At 51.8% G+C, this 25012-nt stretch carries 23 protein-coding genes; 2 read left to right on the top strand and 21 right to left on the bottom strand.

All coding sequences use genetic code 11. The features are described from left to right. Positions 1-14 precede the first annotated feature (14 nt). From CXIVA_RS11235 to rlmH, 6 genes are read right to left on the bottom strand one after another with little or no spacing between them, the layout of a single operon-like run. On the bottom strand, positions 15-1613 hold the full coding sequence (locus tag CXIVA_RS11235) for an FAD-dependent protein (protein ID WP_013978158.1): 1599 nt from the start codon (positions 1611-1613) through the stop codon (positions 15-17). A gap of 13 nt (positions 1614-1626) precedes the next feature. Further along, entirely contained in the window at positions 1627-2919 is a 1293-nt protein-coding gene (locus tag CXIVA_RS11230; RefSeq protein WP_278244604.1) for an NAD(P)/FAD-dependent oxidoreductase, read from the bottom strand. 9 nt (positions 2920-2928) lie between these two features. Beyond that, positions 2929-4596 carry a polysaccharide biosynthesis protein gene (locus tag CXIVA_RS11225; RefSeq protein WP_013978156.1) on the bottom strand — a complete coding sequence of 556 codons (1668 nt, stop codon included), beginning with the start codon at positions 4594-4596 and terminating at the stop codon, positions 2929-2931. Between the two features lie 12 nt (positions 4597-4608). Then, positions 4609-5106, bottom strand: coding sequence for an rRNA maturation RNase YbeY (gene ybeY / locus CXIVA_RS11220; RefSeq protein ID WP_013978155.1), 498 nt, complete (start codon positions 5104-5106; stop codon positions 4609-4611). A 35-nt stretch (positions 5107-5141) separates the two neighbouring features. Then, entirely contained in the window at positions 5142-6146 is a 1005-nt protein-coding gene (locus CXIVA_RS11215) for a PhoH family protein (RefSeq protein ID WP_013978154.1), read from the bottom strand. A 22-nt stretch (positions 6147-6168) separates the two neighbouring features. Further along, positions 6169-6648 (bottom strand): 23S rRNA (pseudouridine(1915)-N(3))-methyltransferase RlmH, encoded by a 480-nt coding sequence (rlmH, locus tag CXIVA_RS11210; protein WP_013978153.1) that lies wholly within the window; start codon positions 6646-6648, stop codon positions 6169-6171. 210 nt (positions 6649-6858) lie between these two features. Between rlmH and CXIVA_RS11205 the strand changes: the two genes are divergently transcribed. Continuing rightward, on the top strand, positions 6859-7440 hold the full coding sequence (locus tag CXIVA_RS11205; protein ID WP_013978152.1) for a xanthine phosphoribosyltransferase: 582 nt from the start codon (positions 6859-6861) through the stop codon (positions 7438-7440). Positions 7441-7567: 127 nt separating this feature from the next. On the opposite strand, the gene CXIVA_RS11200 is transcribed toward CXIVA_RS11205, so the two are convergent. The 9 genes from CXIVA_RS11200 to CXIVA_RS11160 all read right to left on the bottom strand — a co-directional run bounded on the left by CXIVA_RS11200 (position 7568) and on the right by CXIVA_RS11160 (position 18041). Next, positions 7568-8422, bottom strand: coding sequence for a bifunctional 5,10-methylenetetrahydrofolate dehydrogenase/5,10-methenyltetrahydrofolate cyclohydrolase (locus tag CXIVA_RS11200; protein ID WP_013978151.1), 855 nt, complete (start codon positions 8420-8422; stop codon positions 7568-7570). Between the two features lie 235 nt (positions 8423-8657). Beyond that, positions 8658-9587, bottom strand: coding sequence for a translation elongation factor Ts (gene tsf / locus CXIVA_RS11195; RefSeq protein WP_013978150.1), 930 nt, complete (start codon positions 9585-9587; stop codon positions 8658-8660). A 65-nt stretch (positions 9588-9652) separates the two neighbouring features. Further along, entirely contained in the window at positions 9653-10390 is a 738-nt protein-coding gene (gene rpsB / locus CXIVA_RS11190) for a 30S ribosomal protein S2 (RefSeq protein WP_013978149.1), read from the bottom strand. Between the two features lie 190 nt (positions 10391-10580). Next, positions 10581-11366 (bottom strand): GTP-sensing pleiotropic transcriptional regulator CodY, encoded by a 786-nt coding sequence (gene codY, locus CXIVA_RS11185; protein WP_013978148.1) that lies wholly within the window; start codon positions 11364-11366, stop codon positions 10581-10583. Between the two features lie 188 nt (positions 11367-11554). Beyond that, the gene (gene topA / locus CXIVA_RS11180) at positions 11555-13648 is read right to left on the bottom strand and encodes a type I DNA topoisomerase (RefSeq protein WP_013978147.1); all 2094 of its coding nucleotides are present in this window, start codon (positions 13646-13648) and stop codon (positions 11555-11557) included. A 13-nt stretch (positions 13649-13661) separates the two neighbouring features. Beyond that, complete coding sequence (gene dprA / locus CXIVA_RS11175; protein ID WP_013978146.1) at positions 13662-14747, bottom strand: DNA-processing protein DprA; 1086 nt, start codon at positions 14745-14747, stop codon at positions 13662-13664. Positions 14748-14800: 53 nt separating this feature from the next. Continuing rightward, positions 14801-16345, bottom strand: coding sequence for a YifB family Mg chelatase-like AAA ATPase (locus tag CXIVA_RS11170; RefSeq protein WP_013978145.1), 1545 nt, complete (start codon positions 16343-16345; stop codon positions 14801-14803). Positions 16346-16467: 122 nt separating this feature from the next. After that, complete coding sequence (gene trpS, locus CXIVA_RS11165) at positions 16468-17472, bottom strand: tryptophan--tRNA ligase (RefSeq protein ID WP_013978144.1); 1005 nt, start codon at positions 17470-17472, stop codon at positions 16468-16470. Next, the gene (locus CXIVA_RS11160; RefSeq protein WP_013978143.1) at positions 17466-18041 is read right to left on the bottom strand and encodes a DUF5662 family protein; all 576 of its coding nucleotides are present in this window, start codon (positions 18039-18041) and stop codon (positions 17466-17468) included. Before CXIVA_RS11160 ends, trpS begins: the two co-directional genes overlap by 7 nt. 163 nt (positions 18042-18204) lie before the next feature. On the opposite strand from CXIVA_RS11160, the gene CXIVA_RS11155 reads away from it, so the two are divergent. Beyond that, positions 18205-18519 (top strand): DUF1292 domain-containing protein, encoded by a 315-nt coding sequence (locus tag CXIVA_RS11155; protein WP_013978142.1) that lies wholly within the window; start codon positions 18205-18207, stop codon positions 18517-18519. On the opposite strand, the gene CXIVA_RS11150 is transcribed toward CXIVA_RS11155, so the two are convergent. The 6 genes from CXIVA_RS11150 to CXIVA_RS11125 all read right to left on the bottom strand — a co-directional run bounded on the left by CXIVA_RS11150 (position 18479) and on the right by CXIVA_RS11125 (position 24762). After that, positions 18479-20359, bottom strand: a complete 1881-nt coding sequence (locus tag CXIVA_RS11150; RefSeq protein WP_013978141.1) for an ATP-dependent helicase — start codon at positions 20357-20359, stop codon at positions 18479-18481. The two genes, CXIVA_RS11155 and CXIVA_RS11150, sit on opposite strands and share 41 nt — an antisense overlap. Before the next feature lie 30 nt (positions 20360-20389). Further along, entirely contained in the window at positions 20390-21601 is a 1212-nt protein-coding gene (coaBC, locus tag CXIVA_RS11145; protein ID WP_013978140.1) for a bifunctional phosphopantothenoylcysteine decarboxylase/phosphopantothenate--cysteine ligase CoaBC, read from the bottom strand. A gap of 45 nt (positions 21602-21646) precedes the next feature. Further along, positions 21647-22051, bottom strand: coding sequence for an aspartate 1-decarboxylase (gene panD, locus CXIVA_RS11140; RefSeq protein WP_013978139.1), 405 nt, complete (start codon positions 22049-22051; stop codon positions 21647-21649). Between the two features lie 89 nt (positions 22052-22140). After that, positions 22141-22983, bottom strand: coding sequence for a pantoate--beta-alanine ligase (gene panC, locus CXIVA_RS11135; RefSeq protein WP_013978138.1), 843 nt, complete (start codon positions 22981-22983; stop codon positions 22141-22143). A gap of 115 nt (positions 22984-23098) precedes the next feature. Further along, the gene (gene panB / locus CXIVA_RS11130; protein WP_013978137.1) at positions 23099-23926 is read right to left on the bottom strand and encodes a 3-methyl-2-oxobutanoate hydroxymethyltransferase; all 828 of its coding nucleotides are present in this window, start codon (positions 23924-23926) and stop codon (positions 23099-23101) included. Continuing rightward, complete coding sequence (locus CXIVA_RS11125) at positions 23923-24762, bottom strand: Rossmann-like and DUF2520 domain-containing protein (RefSeq protein ID WP_013978136.1); 840 nt, start codon at positions 24760-24762, stop codon at positions 23923-23925. Before CXIVA_RS11125 ends, panB begins: the two co-directional genes overlap by 4 nt. Positions 24763-25012 lie beyond the last annotated feature (250 nt).

Genomic DNA, 25012 nt, shown 5'->3' with positions numbered 1-25012 from the left:
GCTTCCTGCCGCCGCTATACCGGCAGGTAAACCTGCATCACTGCCTCTGCGCATTTTAATCCGTCCATGGCAGAAGACATAATTCCACCGGCATAGCCGGCACCCTCGCCGCAGGGATAAAATCCGCGCAGTTCGCTTTCAAACTGAGGATTCCGTGTGATCCGCACCGGTGAGGAAGTACGGCTCTCCACACCGGAAAGTATGGCATCCTCCCGGTCAAACCCTTTCAGCCTGTGACTGAAGGCATGTATTCCCTCAATCAGGGACTGATTCAAGGTTTCCGGCAGAAGCTCCCGAAGATTGGCAAAGGTATGCTGCCCCTTCAGGCAGGAGGCAAAGGAGCCGTAGGACCGGGATGCCGTGTTTGTCTCGAAATCAGCAAAAAGCTGTTGGGGAACGCTTCCTTTTCCCAGAAGCCATGCCCTGTGTTCCAGGTCTTTCTGAAACCGGATCCCGTTTAAGGGATACCCTTCCGCCGGGAAATCCTCCGGGGTGACGGTAACAATCACCGCGCTGTTGGCATTCGCGGAATTTCTCCCGTGATAACTCATGCCGTTTACTGCTGTTCCCTCCGGTTCCGATGAGGCATTCACCACATATCCGCCGGGACACATGCAGAAAGTATATACCCCCCGGCCCGCTTCCGTCTGGTGGGTCAGCTTATAGGGGGCAGGGGGAAGCTCCTTTGCATGGAGACTGCCGTACTGGGCACAGCTGATCTCTGCCTGCGGATGTTCGATGCGCAGGCCGACGGCAAAGGCCTTGGGCTGCATGGGAACCCCTGCCTGATGCAGCATCGCAAACGTATCCCGCGCGCTGTGTCCGATACAGAATACAGCGGCAGTCACCGGAATCTGTTCCTTTTCATTGACCGTCAGCCCGGTAAGCCGGCCCTTCTGCACGGTAATTCCGGTTACTTTGGATTCGAACCGCACCGTTCCGCCCATCCTGCGGATCGCCTCCCGCATACCGGAGACGCAGGAAACCAGCCGATCGGTTCCGATGTGGGGCTTGGCTTCGTACAAAATGCTTTCCGGAGCGCCATATCGGACAAATGTCTCCAGAACAAACCGATTGCGTCCATATTTGTCTTTTACCAGGGTATTCAGCTTTCCGTCAGAAAATGTACCGGCGCCGCCTTCCCCGAACTGGACATTGGATTCCGGATTCAGTTCGCCCGTATCCCAAAAACGTTCCACATCCCGCATCCTCTGATCGATACTGGGTCCCCGTTCCAGCAAAAGGGGACGATAGCCCTTTTTTGCCAGGAGATAGGCACAGAACAGTCCCGCCGGACCGCTGCCCACAACTGTGACCGGATGGGAAAGTTCTTCCCGTCCGGTTACCTGCGGATCGTAGATCTTCGGCACGATGGGCGTGACATTTTTTCGCTTCTGATACTGAAATCTGCGTTCAATGGTCAGATCTACGGCATAGATATAATGAATGTCGTCTTTCTTTCTGGCGTCCAGCGACTGTCGGACAATCGAAGCGCCTGTAACGTGCTTCGGGTCACCGCCGGCAATATGGATCGCCCTGCGAATCACCTGTTCCGCCGTGTGACGGACCGGCATTCTGATCTGAGAAATACGGATGGTTTTTTCGTTCTGCATGATTCTGTTTCCCTTATTTTCGTTTCTTCGCGCCTCTCCTGTTCGATCCGGCAGACCTGGCGCAGCCGGCTGCCGAAGCCCCGCTTAACGCGCCGCTGGACCAGGCCCACTGCAGGTTGTATCCGCCGCAGATGGCATCCACATCCAGAATTTCTCCGGCAAAAAAGAGTCCGGGAACGCGTTTCGATTCCATCGTTTTGCTGTCAATCTGGGAGACATCCACCCCGCCGCAGGTAACCTGTGCCATATCATAGTCCCTAGTTCCGGTAACCGGCAGTCTGGTATGACAGATGCTGCGGGCAAGCTGTTCCGGACGGCCGCCGCGGGGAAACCGCGAAAGAAACATATCCGTAAGCTTATCGTTTAAAAGTCCGTTCAGCCTGGTGCGCAGGTCAAAGGCTGCATCCGCATGGGTAACTGCGTCTTTCAGCAGTGCTGTACACTCCCGTTCCGAATAATCCGGAAGGAAATTCAGCTCTGCTTCTGTTTTTTTTCCTTCCGCCAGGGATAACGCGGCAAAGCGGCTGATCTGAAAAACCGGAATGCCGGAAATCCCGTATTTGGTCATCTGGATTTCTCCGGTATCCTCCGCCAGCATCCGGCCGTCGGAATACAGACGCACCCTGCCCCGGGCACGTACGCCTGCGGTCTGCTTCAGCCAGGAGGCCCGGCATTCCAGCGGAACCAGCGCCGGATATGTCGGTGTGATCCGATGACCGAGCTGTCTGGCGAATCGGTAGCCGCTGCCGTCACTGCCGGATTTCGGGGCTGCCTTCCCCCCGGCTGCCAGAATCACGGTCCGGGCATGCCAGGTATGTTCCTGACTGCGGATGGAAAAGCCCTCGGAACTGTGCCGGATGCTTTGAATCTCTGTATCTGACAGAATCGAGACGCCATTCGCGCTGCAGGCAGCCAGGAGGCCGCTGCGCACCGCGGAAGCCTGCAGTGAGCGGGGATAGCAGTATCCACCGCGTTCCGCATGATGAATATGCAGCACATCCCGGAAAAACCGTATGGTGTCTGCGGCATTCAAATAGGAAAGGGCCGGCAAGACAAAGGCAGGGCAGCCGCTGTGATAGCACGCGCTCCCCTGCTCTGTATTCGTAAAATTGCACCGTCCGTTTCCGGTGCTCAGAATTTTTTTACCGGGCTGTCCGTTATGATCCAGTGCCAGCACAGAGGCGCCGGCTGCCGCCGCATGAATGGAAGCCATAAGGCCCGCGGCGCCTGCTCCGATCACAATGACATCCCATGGTTCTGTCCTGTTCATAATACTCCCTGCTGTCAACCCCTTGGAATGCGGCATTGACAGAACTTATAACAAATGCAGTTTTTTTGCAAAGCGAATAATTACGGTTCCTTTCGGGAAACTTTTCAGTTCCTCTTCGGTCAGTGCTTTCGTCAGAAGCAGGGCAACGCTGTATACAATCATTGCCACCAGGATGGCAGCCACACAGGCGATGCTGTTATGACCGGTTACTTTGTGTATTCCCATATATGCGCCCAGAGTGACAATCCCCATAATGACTGCGGCCAGTGCCGGTTTGACAAAGGTTTTCATCACTTCCGGCCGGAATCCGGAATGTTTCTGTACGGCTCTTCCGTTTAATATGCACATCACAAGTGAAAATACAATATTGGCAATGACCACGCTGTAGATCTTTAAATCAAAGACAAACATGGAAATAAAAATCGCCACCACCTGAACGATCAGCGAAATAACCGCATTGATCACCGGGGTGCGCATTTGGTCAATGGCCTGCAGCACCGCGTTGGACAGTGTGGAAATGGAATAAAAGATCACACTGCAGGCGCCGAGCATCATCAGACCGGCTGCCAGGCGGGAAGAATCGTGGAACAAAAGCTGCTGAATCGGAGAAGCCAGCACAAACAGGCCAACCGCGCAGGGAAATGCCACCACCATTTCAAACCGGAGGGAAAGACCGATGCGTCGCTGTACCTGTCTGCGCTCTCCCCGTGCAAAGGCCGCGGAAAGGGTAGGCACCGCGGAGACGGCAAGGGCGGAGGCAATGGAAATCGGTACATTGACTAACACCCGATATTTTCCCGCAAACACGCCCCACCAGGTGGACACGGTGGACGCGTCATAGTTCTGGAAGGCCGCGAAATTTTTAAAAATACCCTGGTCAACGATGGAAACCAGATTGTAAACGGTTGTGCTTAGAAGAACCGGAACAATTGTGAAAACCAGGATTTTCACGATACTGCGGTAACTTTCGGTGGGCGCTGCGCCCTGCTTTTCCGCTCTGCGTTCTTCTTTCCTGATCGCTCTGCGCAGACTGGGACGAAACAGGAAATACACAAAGATGACAAAGATCAGTCCGGCCAGGGAACCTGCACCGGTGCCTATGGTACCGCCCGCGGCGCCAAATGCCGCCGGATAATCCTTCCCGCTGCCCGTCGCAGCAGCAATCCGCATGCCGTAGGCGTACAGCACATAGGCGGCGCCGACGCTGACAACCGCATTGACAATCTGCTCGATGACCTGAGAAATCGCGCTGGGGACCATCGTTCCCATCCCCTGGAAAAATCCACGGATCACGGCCATAACTGCAACAATAACAAGGGTCGGAGAAAGCACCCGCAGGGCGTAGACTGCCATGGGGGTCTTAAACAGTTCCGTCAGCGGTCCGGCACACAGGAAAATAAACAAAGCGCCGATCGCTCCGGTAATTGCCGAAAAAACCAGGGCTCCCTGAAATACCCGGTAGGCATTGCGCCGTTCCCGGCGCGCGTTGCGCGCGGAAACCATTTTGGAAACCGCCATCGGCAGGCTGTAGGAAGACAACAGAAGAATCAGGCTGTAGATTTCAAAGGCCGTACTGTAATAATCATTCCCGTGGTCGCCGATAATTGCGGTCAGCGGAATTCGGTATACCAGTCCGATGACACGGCTGACAATCGACGCGATCGCGAGAATGGATCCCTGGATCAGAAAACTGGTGTCTTTTTTCTTACTCATATCATTTATTTCCTAACGTTTTATTCCCAGACGATGCATAATGATCCGCTGGTGTTCTTCCATCACTGCCCGCTCTTCTTCTTCCATATGGTCATAGCCGAGCAGATGCAGCATACTGTGCGCAATCAGAAAAGCGTACTCCCGGCGCACCGAATGGCCATAGGCTTCTGCCTGCGCCCTGACCCGTTCCAGAGACAGGACAATATCCCCCAGACAGACTTCCTCTGTGTCCGGATTGATGCATGCTTCCAGGTTTTCTTCCAGCAGAGTATAGTCTGCCGGTCTGCAATAGTCAACCATAGGAAAAGAAAGCACATCCGTCGGCGCGTCAATTCCCCTGGATTCCCGGTTCAGTTCGCGGATATGCGCGTCATCGGTCAGTGTGATGCTGACTTCCGGCGCATAGGGAAACTGTTCTGCCTCACAGGCGGTCTGCACCACCTGCTGTGCCAGCTGCCGATAATGAAACGAAAGGTTCGGCGGAACCTGATTCCATAGTTCTACTGTCATAAACTGTTATTTTCTCCTGTAAAGATTCCTGCATATTATTTCTTTTTCTGCCGGGAACGTCCGTGGGATCTGGCCCGGGCAGCTTCCTGCTCTTCATAGCGCTCATATGCCTTGACGATTTTCTGTACCAGCGGGTGACGCACCACGTCCTTGCTGGTGAGACTGCAGAATCCGATATCCTCCACATCCTTCAGAACCCGCAGCGCCACGTCAAGACCGGAACGGACATCTTTTGCCAGATCTTTCTGGGAAGGGTCCCCGGTGATCACCACTTTGGAGCCAAACCCGATTCTGGTCAGAAACATTTTCATCTGGGCCGGCGTCGTATTCTGGGCCTCATCCAGAATAATAAAGGCATTGTCCAGCGTACGGCCGCGCATATAAGCCAACGGCGCCACCTCAATCAATCCCTGTTCCTGATTGCGGATAAAATTCTCCGCTCCCATAATCATATACAGCGCATCGTACAGCGGGCGCAGATACGGATCAATTTTACTCTGCAGGTCCCCAGGAAGGAATCCGAGTTTTTCGCCTGCTTCAATGGCCGGACGTGTCAGAATAATCCGGCTCACTTCCTCGCGTTGAAAGGCGGTAATGGCCATGGCCATCGCCAGATAGGTCTTTCCGGTGCCCGCCGGTCCGTTGCCGAACACGATCATTTTGTTCCGGATCAGGTCCACATAGCGCTTCTGCCCCAGTGTTTTCGGCTGCACCGGCTTTCCGTTGATGGTATGACATATGATATCATCGCTCATGGACACAATCTGACCGGTGGTTTCCGGAGAACTGGTATCCAGCGAATAGCGGACATTCTGTTCCGTAATCTCCACTCCTTTTTCTGACAGGGCAAGAAGCTCTTTCAGAATTCCTGCCGCATGGCGTACAGCAGACGCCTCGCCCGTGATTTTGGTCACCTCATCCCGGACAATAATGCTGACCTTCAGCCGGTCTTCCATCAGTTTCAGATTGGAATCAAAACTTCCAAATATATTTCCCATATGTGAAACAGGAATATTTAATTTTATTTCAGTCACTGCCATATTGCTTCCTTTGATTTTTTGCTTACTTATGATAAGGTTCTCCGTGATTGATCCGGAAACAGCGGTAAATCTGTTCCAGGAGTATCACCCGCATCAGCTGATGGGGAAACGTCAGATCAGAGAAACTTATTTGTTCGTCCGCGCGCTGCATCACTTCATCGGAAAGGCCGAGGGATCCTCCGATGACAAAGGCAAGTTCCGAGCGGCCGTGCAGCGTCAGATCGCTGATGTGCGCCGCCAGCTTTTCAGAGGTATAAGACCTGCCCGGAATGGCCAGCGCAATAACATAAGAAGAACTGCTGATCTTCGCCAGCAGTCTCTGTCCTTCCTTTTGTGTAATCTGTTTTTTCTGTGTGACGCTGGCATGCTCCGGCGTCTTTTCATCAGGCACTTCTATGATTCTGACGTGACAGTATCGGCTCAGACGCTTGGTGTATTCTGCTGCTGCGTCCCGGAAAAAACGTTCTTTCAGTTTTCCTACTGTATAAATCGAAATATTCATATCACCGTATTATCCCACAGGCATACGCTCATTTCAATCCTTTTCTGTTCTTTCTCTTTGGTATTCCAAAAAAATATGATATAATTTTAGCAGAATTTTCAGAACAGGTCAAAGCCGGAGAAAATCCTACCCGTATCCGGACGGATCTGTTTTTCCGGAAGAAACGGCCGTTTTCTTCTGAATTCCAGAATTATCTAAGAGGTGACAATCGTGAAAGAATTAAAAGAAAAAATCTTATCAGACGCTATTGTGGTGGATGCGGATATCATCAAAGTGGACAGCTTTCTGAACCATCAGGTGGATCCGAATCTGATGCAGAACATCGGAAAAGCTTTTGCCGCGCATTTTGCAGGGCAGGGTATCACAAAAGTGGCCACAATCGAATCTTCCGGCATTGCTCCGGCGCTGATGACCGCGGCCGCCATGCAGGTTCCGATGATTATTCTGAAGAAGCAGCCGTCTTCTATTCTGTATCCGGATGTCTATTGTACCGAAATTAATTCTTACACGAAAAAAATCGGATACAAACTGACCCTGTCCAAAAAGGTGATGTCCGCAGATGACCATGTGCTGATTGTGGATGACTTCCTTGCCAACGGCGAAGCCGCCGCCGGTGCCATGCGGCTCATACACATGGCAGATGCGACTGTGGCAGGGTTAGGTATTGTAATCGAAAAATCCTTCCAGCCCGGCAGGGAAAAACTGGAAGAACAGGGACTGCACATCTGCTCCTTGGCCCGGATTCGTCAGATGAGTCCGGATCGTATCGACTTTCTGGATGACGAAGAATAAGTTTCTTTCTTTTTGCTTTTTTCCACGGATCCCCGGCGTGTATCCGTACCCTTTCAAAAAATCCCCCGGAAGCGGCTGCTGCAGAGCAGTCGCTTCCGGGGGATTCTGCTGTTATCCATATCCCGTCTTATTTTTTCCGCGTTTTCTCTGCTGCTTCGATTACGTGTTTCATCAGCATGGAAGTCGTCACTGTGCCCACACCGCCGGGAACGGGAGTAATTGCAGCCACCACAGGTTCGGCTTCTTCAAATACGGTATCGCCGCACATCTTTCCGTCTGCGGTAAAATTAATTGCCACATCAATAACGGTCTGTCCCGGACGGACAAAATCGGCGGTTACCGTGCCGCTGTGACCGGCCGCCGCGATAATGATATCCTTGTCCCTGCAGATCTCTGCCATATGCTCTGTTTTCGTATGGCAGACGGTGACGGTAGCATTGCGCTTCATCAGCATCATGGCCACCGGCTTGCCGATGACTGTGCTGCGGCCGATGACTGCTGCGGTTTTGCCCTGCAGTTCCACCTGATAATAATCCAGGATTTCCATACATGCCTCTGCGGTACAGGGCGGGAAGCCAAGATTCGCCCCGCTGTAGACCCCCGCCATGGAATAATCCGTAATTCCGTCCATGTCTTTTTCGGGTGCCAGGGTATTGCGCACCACATCGTCATTCATCTGTCCGGGAAGCGGACGGAACAGAAGTACGCCATGAATGGAAGCATCTGCATTGATTTTTCTTATTTCCGCGCAGAGCGCCTCCTGGGACATATCTTCCGGCAGCAGAAATCTGCGTACCGCCACGCCGGTCTTTTCCGCGCGCTTCATCGCTCCCCGTTCGTAAGCCAGGTCATCCGGACGCTCCCCCAGACGGATAATTCCCAGGGCAGGGCAGATGCCGGCTGCTTTCAGCTTCTCCGACCGCTGCAGCAGATCACGGTTCAGTGCCTGCGTAACTTCTTTTCCTGTCAGTAACTGTGCCATAGCTTCGGTTCTCCTTTTGGGTTTTCCTGTCACTGCGTTTCGTAAATACTTCTCTTTCCTGTTATTCTAACAGGGAGCCAGCAGTATTTTTTTCAAAGTCTTGTGTTTTTTTGCAAAATTTTTATCTGCATGGCTGCACAAAAGAAAAATACCGGCTCCCTGCATATCAGGTGCAGAGAGCCGGTATCAGCAAATTCGCTTCTGCTGCGATCAGCAGACGAATTTCTTGTTCAGTTTACGCATTCATCTGTGCAGCTACTTCAGCAGCAAAGTCTTCGTTTTTCTTTTCCAGGCCTTCGCCGGTCTCAAAACGAACAAAGGATACGACCTTGACCGGAGAACCGACGGACTTGCTTACCTGATCCAGGTATTTCGCAACGGTCTGCTTGTCGCCTTCTGCCTTTACATACTGCTGCTCCAGCAGGCAAACCTCTTTCAGTTCCTTGTTCAGACGGCCGATGATCATCTTTTCGATGATATTGTCCGGTTTGTCCGGATTTTCTGTCTTAGCCTGTGCCAGAAGAATCTCTTTCTCATGGTTCTTGTATTCTTCACTGACTTCATCAGTGGAGACATATTTCGGGTTCATTGCGGCAATCTGCATCGCGATATTGGTCAGCGCTTCTTTGACTTCGTCATTTACCACGTCTGTCTCAGCTTTTACGATTACGCCGATCCGTCCGCCGCCATGGATGTAATCCACCAGAACACCATTGTCAACCGTAACTTTTTCAAAACGGCGGATGCTTAATTTCTCACCGATTACGGCAACTTTTTCCACTAATGCTTCGCTGACTGTCTTGGAGTCGTCTTCGATCCATTTCTCAGCCATGAAAGCATCCATATCCGCAGCGTCAGATGCTGCTGCCTGTTTTGCAACTGCTTCAACAAACTGCTGGAAAGTATCATTCTTTGCCACAAAGTCTGTCTCTGAATTCACCTCAACGATAGCAGCGGCCTTTTCCCCGTTGAATGCCACGCGGACAAGTCCCTCTGCCGCGATACGGCTCTGCTTTTTCTCTGCTTTCATGATGCCGTTCTTGCGCAGATATTCCACAGCAGCGTCCATATCGCCGTCTGTCTCTGTCAGGGCCTTTTTGCAGTCCATCATACCAGCGCCGGTTACATCACGTAATTCTTTTACCATTTTTGCTGTAATAGCCATCTCTGTCATACCTCCGTATTTTCTGGATTCCACATCAGTGCCAGGGGTCCCGGCTGATTCCGGATTTACTCTTCTTCTGCAGCAGCTTCTTCTGCTTCTTCCGGAACATCCTGTTCGGACACACCCTGCTGGCCTTCGATTACCGCGTCTGCAATTGTTGCTGTAATCAGTTTAACGGCACGGATTGCGTCGTCATTGCCGGGGATGATGTAGTCAAGCTCTTCCGGATCACAGTTGGTATCAGCGATACCGATCAGCGGAATGCCCAGAGCTTCTGCCTCTTTTACACAGATTCTCTCTTTTTTCGGATCTACGATATAGATTGCATCCGGGATTCTGCCCATTTCCTTGATACCGCCAAGGTTCTTTTCAAGCTTATCCCATTCTTTCTTTAACTGGATGACTTCTTTTTTCGGAAGCACGTCAAAAGTACCGTCTTCTGACATTTTCTCGATGGCTTTCAGACGCTCAATCCGGCTCTGGATGGTGGTGAAGTTTGTCAGCATACCGCCTAACCATCTCTCATCTACATAATACATGCCGCAGCGCTCTGCCTCAGCCTTGATGGTATCCTGTGCCTGCTTTTTGGTACCTACAAACAGCACAATACCGCCGTTGGCCACCAGATCCACAACTGCGTTGTAAGCATCATCAATCATGCCCACTGTCTTCTGCAGGTCGATGATATGGATGCCGTTGCGGTTGGTGTAAATATACGGAGCCATTTTCGGGTTCCATCTTCTGGTCTGATGTCCGAAATGTACGCCTGCTTCCAGTAACTGTTTCATTGATACTACACTCATTTTTTACCTCCATGGTTTTACTTCCATACATTTTATCGATCAGCTTACCGTAGGGTGTTCCCTGCGGCACCATACTGATCATCCGTGTATGTGTTTAATGAAATTCAGCCTTAAAATAATATCACACTCCGGAAGGGAATGCAAGATAATTTCGTAGCTCTGAAAAAGGGACTTTGCGGCGGCAGACCCCTTATTCTTTGCTGTTTTCCTTTAAATGTTCCAGTTCCTCAAAAATCGAATCATTCAGCACTTTAATATAGGTGCCCTTCATGCCGGAAGACCGGGACTCGATGACGCCGGCGCTTTCAAATTTTCTGAGCGCATTCACAATCACTGAGCGGGTGATTCCCACACGGTCAGCGATTCTGCTGGCCACCAGAATCCCCTCGGTGCCGTCCAGTTCGTCGAAAATATGGCAGATCGCGTCCATTTCCGAATAGGACAGGGTATTGATGGCGGATTTGACAATCTGCTTTTTCCGGTTTTCCTCTTCGTTTTCTTCATTGACCGACCGGAGCATTTCCAGGCCCACCACCGTTGTGCCGTATTCGCACAGAATGATGTCATCGATGTCATACTCGCCGGACTGCCGGTAAACAAACAGGGTTCCGAGCCGTTCTCCCGCAATGTAAATCGGTGTAATGGTGGTCGCGTAACTGTGGGGCTGGGCATGTTCAAATCCCAGAGTTTCCAGATTGACATTTTCTTTGGTGGACAGGATTCCCAGCAGCCGCTCATTCAGCGCCTCATCCACATAGTCGCCCACGTGGCTGTGGATCAGATGGGTGATTTCCGTTACGCTGCGGGAAAGACTGGCTCCCAGTACTTTTCCCTTTCGGCTGATCACCAGCACATTGGAATCCAGAATATCTGTCATGACATCACAGATATCATTGAAAATCACCTTTGATGAATTGTTATTATGAAGCAGATTGCCTATTTTGCGTGTGCGGTCTAATAACTGTATGCTGCTCATTCCTTTTCCTCCATACATACTGCTAATTACTGAATCCTGCATAAACCGAAGCTGTGATCTGTCAGCGCATGATGTTCGGTCTGCTGCCTGCCGGAAAATCCGCAGATTCATTTAATTTCCGTAATTTTATCACTACTTTTCAGTTAATTCAATGCAATTCACAAAATTCTTCGAATTTTCACCGAATTTTACTGATCGGAATCTTTTTCATCCTTTTGTTCCGGCATTTTCATAATGTAGCCGCACTGATCGTTGGCGCATTGCAGCTTGCTGCCTTTTTCCACCATATAGCTGCCGCATTGCGGGCATTTCTCAGCGGATGGCTTCTGCCAGGATGTAAAATCGCAGTCCGGATAATCTTCACAGCCATAGAACCGGCGGCCCTTTTTGGTCTTGCGCATGACGATTTCCTTTCCGCATTTCGGACAGGATACGCCGATTTTTTCCAGATACGGCTTCGTATTGCGGCATTCCGGAAATCCCGGGCAGGCCAGAAATTTGCCATGGGGGCCGAACTTCACCACCATATGGCGTCCGCACTGCTCGCAGACCACGTCAGTCACTTCATCATGGAGCTCTACTTTTTCCAGTTCGGCTTCTGCCTTTTTCACCTGGCGGTCCAGATCCGGATAGAAATTGGCGATTACTGTTTTCCAGGGAATTTTGCCTTCACTGACCGCATCCAGCAGGGATTCGATATTCGCGGTGAAATGCTGATCCACAATTTCCGGAAAGGACTCCACCATGATCTTGTTTACCACTTCGCCCAGTTCGGAGACAAACAGATTTTTCTTTTCTTTGACCACATAATGCCGGGCAATCAATGTGGTGATGGTCGGCGCGTAAGTGCTGGGACGGCCGATTCCCAGCTCTTCCATGGCCTTGACCAGGGAAGCTTCGGTAAAATGCGCCGGCGGTTGGGTGAAATGCTGCTCCGGTTTCAGTTCCACCAGCTGAAGGATGCTGTCCGGTTCCAGCTTTTTGCTCAGCGCCGCGTATTTGGATTTGTCCTCTTCCACGGAATACACATTTAAATATCCCATAAATTTTACTGCGGAAGCGGTTACTTTAAACCGGTAAGTGCCGGCGCCGATGGTAACATTTACGTTTTCATATACGGCCGGCGCCATCTGGCTGGCGGTAAAGCGATTCCAGATCAGCTGATACAGCCGGAACTGGTCTCGGCTCAGAGATTCTTTGATCGCAGCCGGCGTCCTGGTGATGTCCGAAGGACGGATGGCTTCATGGGCATCCTGAATTTTCACGTCGGATTTCCGGCTTTTCTGCCCTTCTGCCAGATATTCTTCTCCGTATTCTGCCTGAATGAACTCCCGGGCCGCTGCCTGCGCTTCTTCCGATATTCTGGTGGAATCCGTTCGCAGATAAGTGATGAGACCGACGGTGCCGTTTCCCTTCAGTTTGATTCCTTCATACAGCTGCTGTGCCACCCGCATGGTTTTCTGGGTGGAAAAATTCAGATAGCTGCTGGCTGCCTGCTGCAGGGTACTGGTCGTAAACGGAAGCGGCGCCTTCTTTTTCCGTGTGCCCCGTTTGATATCCAGCACCCGGTACTCTGCTCCGGACAGTTCTTTCATCAGCTGATCCACATCCTGCTGGCCGGACAGGGCGATTTTTCCGTTTTCATCCCCGTAAAACTTTGCGGTAAGAGGTTTCTTTTCCCCTTCCGGCTTTAAATCGGCTTCCAGGGACCAGTATTCATCCGGAATAAAATTGTTGATCTCTTCCTCACGGTCACAGATGATGCGCAGGGCCGCCGACTGCACGCGTCCGGCACTTAACCCGCGTTTTACCTTTACCCAGAGCAGCGGCGAGATTTTATATCCCACCAGCCGGTCCAGCACACGGCGGGCCTGCTGGGCATCCACCAGGTCCATATCGATTTCCCGCGGATGCTTCAGAGATTCCTTTACTGCGGACTTGGTGATTTCATTAAATGTAATACGGCTGTATTTTTTGTCTTCCAGTTTCAGCGCAGCGGTCAAATGCCAGGAAATGGCTTCTCCCTCACGGTCAGGGTCAGTGGCAAGATAAACTTTATCAGCCTTTTTCACTTCCTTGCGGAGGCCTGCGAGGATTTCTCCCTTTCCGCGGATGGTAATATACTTCGGCGTAAAGTCATGCTCGGTATCAATTCCCAGCTGACTTTTCGGCAGATCCCTCACGTGTCCGTTGGAAGCAACTACCTGATAGTTTTTTCCCAAAAAGGCCTTGATCGTTTTAACTTTTGTCGGTGATTCTACAATAACCAGATATTTTGCCATAATATTAAAAACCTCATGTTAACAGGCGTGTGTAATAATTTCGAATGTCTTCCCGAATCAGTCCCTTTTCTTTTAAAAGATTCAGTATTTCAAGAAGTTTTTTTCTTTGCAGTCCCGTATGTTCCGAAATAAGCCTGATGTTTTTCGGGTACAAATCGAGACAACTATACACCAGAGATTCTTCTTTTTCAAGTACAGGTTTTATTTTCGGCACACTTTTCATCGGCTTCTGAGGCATTAGATTGAAAGTTTGCGGTAATTGTTCCAGAGAATACACAATTTTCGCCCCCTGTTCCACCAGCCGGAAACACCCTTCACTCAGCGCGTCCCCCAGACGGCCCGGAACAGCAAACACATCCCTCCCCTGCTCCAATGCCTGGTCCGCCGTAATCAGCGAGCCGCTCCGCGCCTTCGCCTCCACGACCACCAGCGTGTCTGCCAGTCCGCTGATGATCCGGTTACGCTCCGGAAAATGCCAGCGCTCCGGCGGAGATCCCGGCGGATACTCCGACACAACACCGCCCCCGGCCTGTATCATATTCTCGTACAGCGTACGGGAAGACCTGGGATAGCAGATATCCGCGCCGCTGCCGAGAACGGCGCAGGTGTACCCATGTCCCTGCAGCGCGCCGGCATGGGATGCGCTGTCAATGCCCAGGGCCAGTCCGCTGATCACGGCAATCCCCTGCTCCGCCAGTCTGCGTCCGATCTGCGTGGCAACCGATCTTCCGTATTCCGAACACATGCGGGCGCCTGCCACAGCCACGGCAGGCATATCCTCCGGCGGCAGACTGCCCCGGACAAACAGTCCCAGCGGCGGATCCGGAATATAGCGCAGCCGCTGCGGGTACTCAGGATCCCGGATGGAGCAGAACCTCATCCGGTTCTCCTCCATGGCCCGTTCTGTTTTTCCGCAGAGATCGGATGTTTTTGACTGCCGCAGAACGTCCAGTTCCCGGGACGAAAAACAAGTCAGTTCCTCTGCTTCACGGTCAGACATCCGATACAGCGCTTCCGGATCATACTCCGCCAGAAACGCCCTGCGATGCGCTCTGGATATTCCCTGCAAAGCCGCAAACCAGCAATCATATCGTGTCATACGCTTCTCCTGTTCCCTCTCTCTTAGGTCCTGCGTTCGGAAGCAAGCCCGTCTTACCGGTATCCGCCGGCGGGATTCCAGTCATTTGTATCTGCAGCCCGGAAATACAGTGCCTCTTCCAGATGGCTGCGGCAGATCTGTGCGCTGCCTTCCAGATCGGCGATTGTCCGGGCTGTCCGCAGCACTTTACAGTATCCTCTGGCGCTCAGCCCGTATTCCTGATAGCGTTCCTCCAGCCAGCGGTTTAACTGATCCGGCAGAGGACAGAATCTGCCGATCACAGATGCCGGAATCTGGCTGTTGAACTGGAACCCGCAGGCCGCGTACCGTTCTTCCTGGATCTGCTGTACGGTCTTAACCCGTTTCCGGATCGCGGCAGAAGATTCGCCGGAGGGCTGCTGCGCCAGTTCACGAAAAGAAATCTGCTGCGCTTCCACACATAAGTCCATCCGATCCAGAAGGGGACGCGAGATTCTGGATCGATACCGCTGCAGATCGGCTGCTGTGCAGGTGCACCGGTTCAGATCCGGATAATATCCGCACCGGCACGGATTCATTGCCGCCAACAGAATAAAATCTGCTGGATAGGTAACCGATACCCCCAGCCGTGAAATACGGATCTGTTTCTCTTCCAGCGGTTCCCGCAGAATTTCCAGCGTCTGCGGGGAAAATTCCGTCAGTTCATCCAGAAACAGGACACCATGGTGTGCCAGGGATATTTCTCCCGGCCGGGGAGGCAGGCCTCCGCCGGCCAGGGCCTGTGGGGTGACGGTATGATGCGGCGCGCGAAACGGCCGTTCCCTGCGCAGAATCTGCCGGGGATCCAGAAGGCCGCAGGCCGAATAGATCCTTGCGATTTCCAGCTTTTCCTGCAGGGTCAGCTCCGGAAGAATGGTGGGCATACGGCTGGCCGCCATGGTCTTGCCGCTGCCCGGCGCCCCGACAATCAGAAGGTTGTGCATGCCGGCTGCCGCAATCTCACAAGCCCGCTTCAAATCCTCCTGTCCGTTCATTTCCGCAAAATCCACAGAATAGGAGGGCGTATCACTGCGCAGCAGCTTTTTTTGATAACAGCCGGATTCCGGCAGACAGCAGCTGCACAGTTCCGTCAGCTGCCGGATGCTTTTCAGCGCAATCACACGGATTTCCGGATAGACTGCCGCTTCCTCCGCGTTGGCTTCCGGTACAATCACGCCCTTAAGCCCCAGGGATTTTGCCAGAATGGCGCAAGCCAGTACCCCGTGTACCGGAAGCACGCTCCCGTCCAGTCCCACTTCCCCCATGAGCAGCCAGGAGGAAAGCAGTTCGTCCGACAGATAGCCGAAGGCCGCCAAAACGGCGGCAGCCACCGGCAGATCGCAGCTGTTTCCGGACTTCCGTATGTTTGCGGGTGTCAGATTCACAGTGATTTTCTTCGCAGAAAGCCGGTAGCCCGAATTGCGCAGGGCAGCGGTCACCCGCTCTCTTGCTTCCCTGACTTCAGAGGAAAGCAGCCCCACCATTTCAAAACGCGGCATCCCATCAGCCACATCTGCTTCCACCTGAACGGGAACCGCTTCAATGCCGTGGAGAACGGCAGTATGTATCTTACTGTACATAGATTTGATTTTGGAATAATTCAGAAGGTTTCGGATGAAATAAAAAATAGAGGCAGGAAGATATCCCCTCCTGTCTCTATCAGTATACTTCCGGTATCAGAAAAATCAACTGCTGAACCGAATCAGCGGATTCTTTCCGGGAATCCGACTTTTTTCTGTACTTTGCGCAGGGTTTTGTTTGAGAAATACTGCGCTTTTTCTGTGTTGTTCTTAATCATGGAATCAATATATGCCTTGTCCTGTTCCAGTTCCCGCACTCTGGCCTGCAGGGGACGAAGCAGATCCACCACCGTCTCTCCAACGGCTGTTTTCAGCTCACCATACCCCCGGCCGGAAAACTCGGCAACCGCCTCATCCGGTGTTTTCTGCGTGCATGCGCAGTAGATGTCCAGAAGATTGCGTACCCCCGGCTGCGCATCGGAATAGCAGATATTTGCCTCGGAATCTGTCACGGCGCGTTTAAATTTCCGCATGATCGTGTCCGGATCGTCCATAAGATAAATGCTGGCATTGGGATTTTCATCGGATTTGGACATTTTTTTCTCCGGATTCTGCAGCGACATAATACGTGCGCCCGCCTTTCCGATATATGCCTCCGGAATGGTAAACACATCTCCGTAGATGCCGTTAAACCGGGTGGCAATATCTCTGGTCAGTTCCAGATGCTGCATCTGGTCGACTCCCACCGGAACCACATCGGTCTGATACAGAAGGATGTCTGCCGCCATCAGTACCGGATAGGTAAAAAGACCGGCATTGATATTATCCGCGTGCTTGGCTGCTTTATCCTTAAACTGTGTCATGCGGTTCAGTTCCCCCATATAGGTGAAACAGTCAAGAATCCAGGCCAGTTCCGCGTGACCGGACACATGGGACTGGTAATAGATGCAGTTTTTCTCCGGATCCAGGCCCGCGGCAATGTAAAGGATCAGCAGCGCCCGCGCCCGTTTGCGGAGTTCTGCCGGATTCTGTCTGACAGTGATGGAATGCATATCCACCACGGAATAAAAACATTCATACTCATCACTCAGGGCAACCCAGTTCTTCAATGCCCCCAGATAGTTTCCAAGGGTCAGGTTCCCTGTGGACTGCATTGCGCTGAACAGTACCTTTTTATCGTTTAACATCTTCTGGTTCCTCCTAAAATTTTCATGGGCTTCTTCTTTTTTAATACATAATGTCTGGCATAAGAAAAGGCGGCGCGTTCTCCCCGCCGGGCCGCAATCCGCAGAAGCTTTTCCAGCAATTTCCTGGATTCCGGATGAAGCAGCGCCCGGTTGACTTCAATTCCCTTCTGATAATACTCCCAGGCACTCCTTCTGGTATACGCGTCCCTCTGATACACCCGGGATGCCGCAATCCGGTCACAGAGCATCTCCACAACATAGCGTTCCGGCATCTTCATGCCGATCAGCGGCGGATCCTTTTTCAGGCTGTAGTCGATCCAGTATTCCAAATGATGCTTGTTCCGCCCTTTGTGGTGCAGCCAGGAAGCCGAATATCCACGGCTCTCCCGCTCCGCATTATTGGGACTCATGGTTCCCTGATAAAACCGGCAGCCATTCAGGAATTCCACAGGGGAATATTTGGACAGATCATGGGTCAGCCCCTGCCAGTACAGTCCGCACTGGAAGCAATTGTACATCACCAGAAACCGGTGGTATGTAATTGTACGAAAATGATTCCAGATCTGCAACCTTCTTCCTCCAGCATATCCTGTTCGATAACCAAACATATTTACTATACCACCTTTTTCCAGAAAAATCACCATAAACAGGCATTGCAAAAATACAGTCTTCTAAACTATAATTAAGGAAAATGACCGCGGAACTTAGGACCCGGAAAGGAGTACCCGTACTATGGCAGATCATTTCAGCAACAACACCAGCGACCCTGATATCCTGGACCCGGAAGACATTGTCGTCACCATTGACTTGGAAGACGGCTCCAGCATCGACTGCGAGATTCTGACGATTTTCTCCGTCGGCCCTCAGGATTACATTGCCCTGCTTCCCACTGACGAACAGAATCAGATTGTGGAAAGCAAAGGCGTCTACCTGTATCGCTACTTTGAGGATGAGCAGGAAAATTATTCCATTGGAAATATCGATTCCGATGAAGAACTGGAACGTGTCATCCAGGCATTTCACCGTCTTGCTGACGGGGAGGGCTAGGCAAGGCGTTCTCCAGATTCATTTCTTTCAGAAACCTGGAAGGCTCTGTCTCCTTGTTGCGTATATGCGCAGGCACAAGGAGGTAGAGCCTTTTTCTGGCCCTGGTAATTGCCACGTAAAGCATCCGGCGTTCTTCCTCCAGATCGACTTCCAGTACCGCGCGTTTATGCGGAATGAGCCTTTCGTTTAAATCCGGCAGAAACACCGCGTCAAACTCCAGCCCTTTGGAGGAATGATAGGTGCCTACCGTCACCCCTTTTTCTTCTGTCCCACACGGACCCGGCCGGCGGCGGACCTGTTTCCGGATTCTTTCAACGGCTGCCAGCCACGCTTCCAGGGAGGGATATTCCGCGGCATGGGCAGTGACTGCATCCAGGAGATCCATCAGTTCTTCCGCTTCCGTTCCGTGACTCTCCGCGTATTCCTGCAGAAACGCTTCATACCCGATGCCTTTGCGTATATAAATAAGCGCCGCATAGGGCCGCATTCCCCCAAGCTGCTTCAGATCTTCCTGCAGCCGGCGCACACGCCCTTCCAGCCAGTCCATATTTTTATTTCTGTAATAAGCCATCCACCGGTTCCAGTTCACCTCCGGATCCGGCAGCCCGTCCCGGGAAAGAAAACGGTTGGGCCGATTCATAATGCGGAGGATTGCGGATCGGCTGCAGCTGCCGACGGCAGCCCGCAGATAGCAGAGGATATCATCCATAATCCAGTGATGGTACGGATCCGGAATATGGTCCCTGGAATGATAGGGGATGCTGTATGCATCCATTTGCTGGGTCAGAAGCATCAGCTGACGGCCGGTGCGGGCCAAAACGGCGATTTCCTCCGCTGGCATCCCCTGATACAGCAGACGTCGGATTTCCCCTATGATGCTCAGATTCTGCATCTGCTGGCTGTCGTACTGCCGGAAAAACACCCGGTCCCGGATCCGGCAGCCCGGACGGATCTGCTTTTCATAGCGCTCCCGGTTCCGGCTGATCAGCTGAGAGGCCAGGGAAACAATTGCTGCTCCGCTGCGATAATTGACCGACAGGCTGACCCGGATCAGATCCGGATAATCCTGCGGGACCCGAAGCATCAGCTCCGGTTTCGCACCGCGGAACCGGTAGATCGACTGGTCATCATCCCCTACAAGGAACAGATTTCTTTCCGGTTCTGCCAGCATACGGACAATTTGATACTGGAGCGGATTAATATCCTGAAACTCATCCACCAGAATATAGGAAAACCTCTGCTGCCAGGCGCTTCGCACCTCCGGATGTTCCGTCAGAAGATCCCTGCAGCGAATCAGGATATCGTCAAAATCCAGTCCGTGCCTGCGGCGCAGTTCTTCCTGATACTCCTGACAGATCCTACGGAAAGTTTCTGCAGGCATCCCCGGAGATTCACAGGTTTCCGGCAAAGCGCCGGAATTTTTCAGCTGACTGATCTCCCGGATCAGCTGCCCGATAAAAGTATGTTCGTCATCAAAAACAATGGAATGCGCATAAAGACGCTCTTTGAAAAAAGCATATTTTTCTTCCTCACGAAGAATATCTGAGGCAGAATAATGAAAGGATTCTTTCAGAATCATAAAGAAAACCGCGTGGAATGTACCGAAACAGACCGGATAATTTTTTCCCTGGGTCATCCGGAGAAACCGTTCCCGCATTTCTCCCGCAGCGGCTCTGGTAAATGTAAGAACAAGAATTTCAGAAGGAGGCACCCCGCAGCCTTCAATCAGCCAGCGGGTGCGCTCTGTAATCACGGTAGTCTTGCCGGATCCCGGACCGGCAATTACCAGCATAGGGCCGTCTCTGTGCCGGGCTGCCCGTATCTGACAGCTGTCGATCACTACCACCTCCCGGGCGGACTGCCGAAAAAACTAGTTCTCTTCGGCAGATGCGGAACTATGTGCCGCAATGTAGTCGAGGATACCGGAAGCCACCTGCTTTTTGTCCATCAGCGGCAGTTCCTTTTCCTCATTTCTTCCAATCAGTGTCACTGCATTGGTATCTGTTCCGAAGCCTGCGCCTTTTACTTTCAGGTTGTTGGCCACAATCAGATCCAGGTTTTTTCTGCGGAGTTTATCCCTGGAATTTTCCAGCATATGCTCTGTTTCCATGGAAAATCCGCACAAAAATGTATGGGCTTTTTTATTTTTCCCAAGCGTGCCGAGAATGTCCTTTGTCCGTGTCAGGTCAATGGAAAGTTCCCGGTCTGATTTTTTGATTTTTTCCGTACTGACAGCAGCCGGACGGTAATCTGCCACCGCGGCAGTCATAATTATGATATCCGCCTCTGCGCTGCGCGGTACAATGGCGTCATACATCTCCTGGGCCGAACGAACAGGAACCACCTGCACAAACTCCGGCGGCTGAATGGAGCAGGGTCCGCTGACCAGTGTGACTTCCGCGCCCCTCCGCATCGCGTTTTCCGCCAGCGCATATCCCATCTTTCCGGTGGAATGGTTGGAGATAAAGCGCACCGGATCGATGGCTTCCTGCGTAGGTCCTGCGGAAACCAGCACCTTTTTGCCTGCCAGGTCTTTTTTGCAGGCAATTTCTGCCAGAATATATTCCATAAGGAGTTCCGGTTCCGGCATTTTGCCGGCTCCCACATCCCTGCAGGCAAGCATGCCCGTGGCCGGCGCAATAATATGCTTTCCGAATCTGCGCAGGATTTCAAGATTTTCCTGTAAGATGGGGTTTAAGTACATATTTGTATTCATTGCCGGTGAAATATACATGGGAGCATGGCAGGCCATTGCGGTAGTCGTGAGCATGTCATCCGCGATTCCGTGGGCAAGCTTTCCGATTACATTGGCGGAAGCCGGTGCGATCATCATCAGATCCGCCTGCTGCGCCAGGTTTACATGGGCCACATGAAACTGAAAATTTCTGTCAAAAGTATCCACAAGACACTTGTGATTGGTCAGGGTTTCGAAAGCAATCGGATGGATAAAATTCGTGGCGTTTTTCGTCATAATCACATGGACATCCGCATGCTGTTTCACCAGCATGCTTGCCAGTCCGGCTGCCTTATAGGCCGCGATGCTTCCTGTAACTCCAAGAACAACTGTTTTGCCTGTTAGCATAGATCTCTCCGTTTCTGTACACTTCTTCCGGAAAACAGGAAGGAATTACTGCTCTGTTTTTTCATCCTCATAGAGATGTCCGTATTTCTCATAATTGGTAATGCGTGAAATATGATTGTCATCATCCACGAAAACAACCGAGGGTTTGATCTCTTTTGCTTCCTCCGGTGTCATCTGCGCATAGGACATGATGATAATTCTGTCGCCCACAGAGGCACATCTTGCGGCAGCGCCGTTTAAGCAGATCATTCCGCTGCCCCTCTCTCCTTTGATCGTATAAGTCTCAAAGCGTTCCCCGTTGTTCACATCTACGATCTGAACTTTCTCGTACTCCATGATTCCGGCTGCATCCAGCAGGTCTTCGTCCACTGTAATCGAGCCTACATAGTTCAGTTCCGCCTGTGATACAACTGCGCGGTGAATTTTTCCTTTCAGCATGGTAATAAACATAATCTGTCTCCTCTTACTTGCATTTGATTACTATATATTGCGGCGGCCGATGCTGCACCGGGCAGCTCCGGATCCGACAGTAACTTCTGTCAGCGAATGTGTGTGTTATCGATCAGCCGTGTCTTTCCGATATAAACAGCAATCGCAATCAGAGCGGGGGCATCCAGCTGTTCAATCTGCTGCATGGTCAGCCCGTCCACAGCCTTGACATAATCGATACGGGCCAGCGGTTCGCTGCTGATCTCTTTTTTCATTGCGTCAAGAACCACGGATGCGCGTTTTTCCCCGTCTGCGATCATCTGTTCAGCCAGCCGGATGGAACGGCTCAGGCAAAGAGCTGCTTTGCGCTCTTCCGGGGACAGATAAGTGTTTCTGGAGCTTTTTGCCAGGCCGTCCGCTTCCCGGACAATCGGGCAGCCGATGACCTCCAGGTCCATATTCAGATCTTCTGCCATATGTTTGACCACTGCCAGCTGCTGGGCGTCCTTCTCTCCAAAGTACGCGCGGCTGGGCGCGACAATATGAAACAGTTTGGTCAGTACGGTGCATACACCGCGGAAATGTACCGGACGGCTGAGGCCGCACAGTTCTTCCGTCAGTACGGTCATATCCACATAGGTTGTGAAATGATCCCCGTACATCTCCTCCGGCTCCGGATGGAAAATCAGGTCTGCCCCAAGGGATTCGCACAGGGCGCTGTCTTTTTCAAAATCTCTCGGGTAGCTTTCCAGATCCTCTGTGGGACCGAACTGAATCGGATTTACGAAAATACTCACAACCACACGGTCATTTTCTTCCCGCGCACGCCGGATCAGGCTGGCATGTCCCTCATGAAGATATCCCATGGTGGGAACGAAGCCTATGGTCAGGCCTTCTCGGGCCCAGGCACGCGTAATTTCTTTTGCTTCTTTGATCTTGTCTGTGATCTGCATAATTCTCTCCTTCATTTATCTGGCACAGCTGTTCTGCAGGCGGGCAGAACAGGGTATGACAGTTAAACTTAAATATAGCACAGGAACTGTTTTATGAACAAGAACTGTCTTGTATTTATTTCAGGGCATCCATAATTTCATCGGAAATCCCGTAGGTGTGTTCCTCCGCCGGAAACGTACCGGCTTTCACCTCTGACGCATAATCAGAAAAGGCTTTTTTCATGATCGCGCCGCAGCTGGCAAAATGTTTGACAAATTTCGGAACAAAATCGGTAAACATCCCCAGCATGTCCTGATATACCAGAACCTGACCGTCACATCCGGCTCCCGCTCCGATCCCGATGGTAGGAATCGTCAGGTTTTCGGTGATCTTTGCCGCAAGTTTCGCCGGAATTCCTTCCAGAACCACCAGGCTGGCACCGGCCGCTTCTACCTTCCGGGCATCATCCAGTATCTTCTGGGCAGCTTCCGCGCTTTTTCCCTGTACCCGGAATCCGCCAAAGGCATTGACCGACTGGGGTGTCAGGCCGATATGGGCGCAGACCGGAACAGATGCCTTCACAATCGCCTCGATCTGCGGGCATACGGAAGCGCCTCCCTCTAATTTCACGCAGTTGGCATGTCCCTCCTGAACCAGGCGGCCGGCATTCTTCACCGCGTCATAGACCGAGGTCTGGTAAGACATAAACGGCATATCCGCGATCACAAAGGAATCGCCAGCTCCCCGGGATACACAGGCCGTATGATGAATCATGTCTTCCATGGTGACGCTTAAAGTATCCGGATATCCCATAATGGTCATGCCCAGGGAGTCGCCGATCAGAAGAATGTCCAGATCTGCTTCGCTCATCAGTTTCGCCATGGAATAGTCATAGCAGGTAATCATTGTGATTTTGTCTCCTGCCGCCTTCATTTTACGAAATGTATTCAGTGTCTTGCTCATTGTAATACCCCTTTCATTTCCCGGTAATCACGGTCCGGATGCCTCTGCTGCGCTGCCTGAAGCACTTTCAGTGACAGCAGCCGGTAGATCTCCCGCTCCTGTCCGGTCAGGCAGGACAGATGGGCCGCCGCGGTATCTGTGTCGTTGCGCTCCACAGGTCCTGTCAGTGCCTGCACCGGCCCGGAAGATACAATATTCTCCGCATTGCCGCGAATCAGCGGAGCCAGCGCCTCATGGGCGGCTTCCGGTGAAAACCCGCAGTCCTGCAGCATCTCTTCTGCCAGAAATGCCAGGCCTACATACAGGTTGCTGGCAACAGCCGCCGCCGCATGGTAGCGCACTTTTGCCTCCGAAGAAATCACTGCCGTATGATTGCCGCAGGAATTAAAGATCTTCTCGATGCTGTGAATTTGTTCTGGATTGCCTTCGATGGTAAAAAACGCATCCGCCAGATGCCGGTAGGATTCGTACCGGTCGCTGAAAGCGAAAAGCGGATGTACGGAATATCCGTAAGCGTGAACACGCTCAATATCTGAAAATATACCGGAGCTTAACACTCCACTGAAATGACAGATCAGCTTATTCTGAAGCGGAAGTTTTTTCAGCTGTTCCCAGACCGGTGCAATCGCACTGTCACACACACTTAAAAACAGTATGTCACTGTCCTCAGCTATCTGTTTCAGGCTCATGTACTGCCGTGAGCCGGTAAATTCTGCCGCTTGCCGTGAGGATTCCGGTGTTCTGCTGTAATAGCCGGATACCTCTGTACCGTGCGCTGTCAGGTGCTTTCCGATGGAAAAGCCGACCTTTCCCGCGCCAATAAAACCTGCTTTCATGATCATCCCTCCTTTTTTCCAGGCGATCCATACGGTGATGCATCGCATTGTTCAGGCGGGACAGCGGATGCCGTTCTGTCACAGATACGGTTCCGATCAAAATAAGCTTATGCCAGACAGCCTGCAGCTGTCTGAAAAGGAGTCATCTGGTATAGTTCCATTTTCTGGATACCATCCAAGCCGACTCATTATACCACGTCAAAAAAATAACGTAAAGAGATTATATTCATTTTTTCCCGGTGTCTGTCTT

This window comes from Clostridium sp. SY8519, assembly GCF_000270305.1.
In the GTDB taxonomy this organism is placed as follows: Bacteria; Bacillota; Clostridia; order Lachnospirales; family Lachnospiraceae; genus SY8519.
The sequence above is the reverse complement of the archived record's forward strand: the minus strand, read 5'-3'. Positions and strand labels throughout refer to the sequence as shown.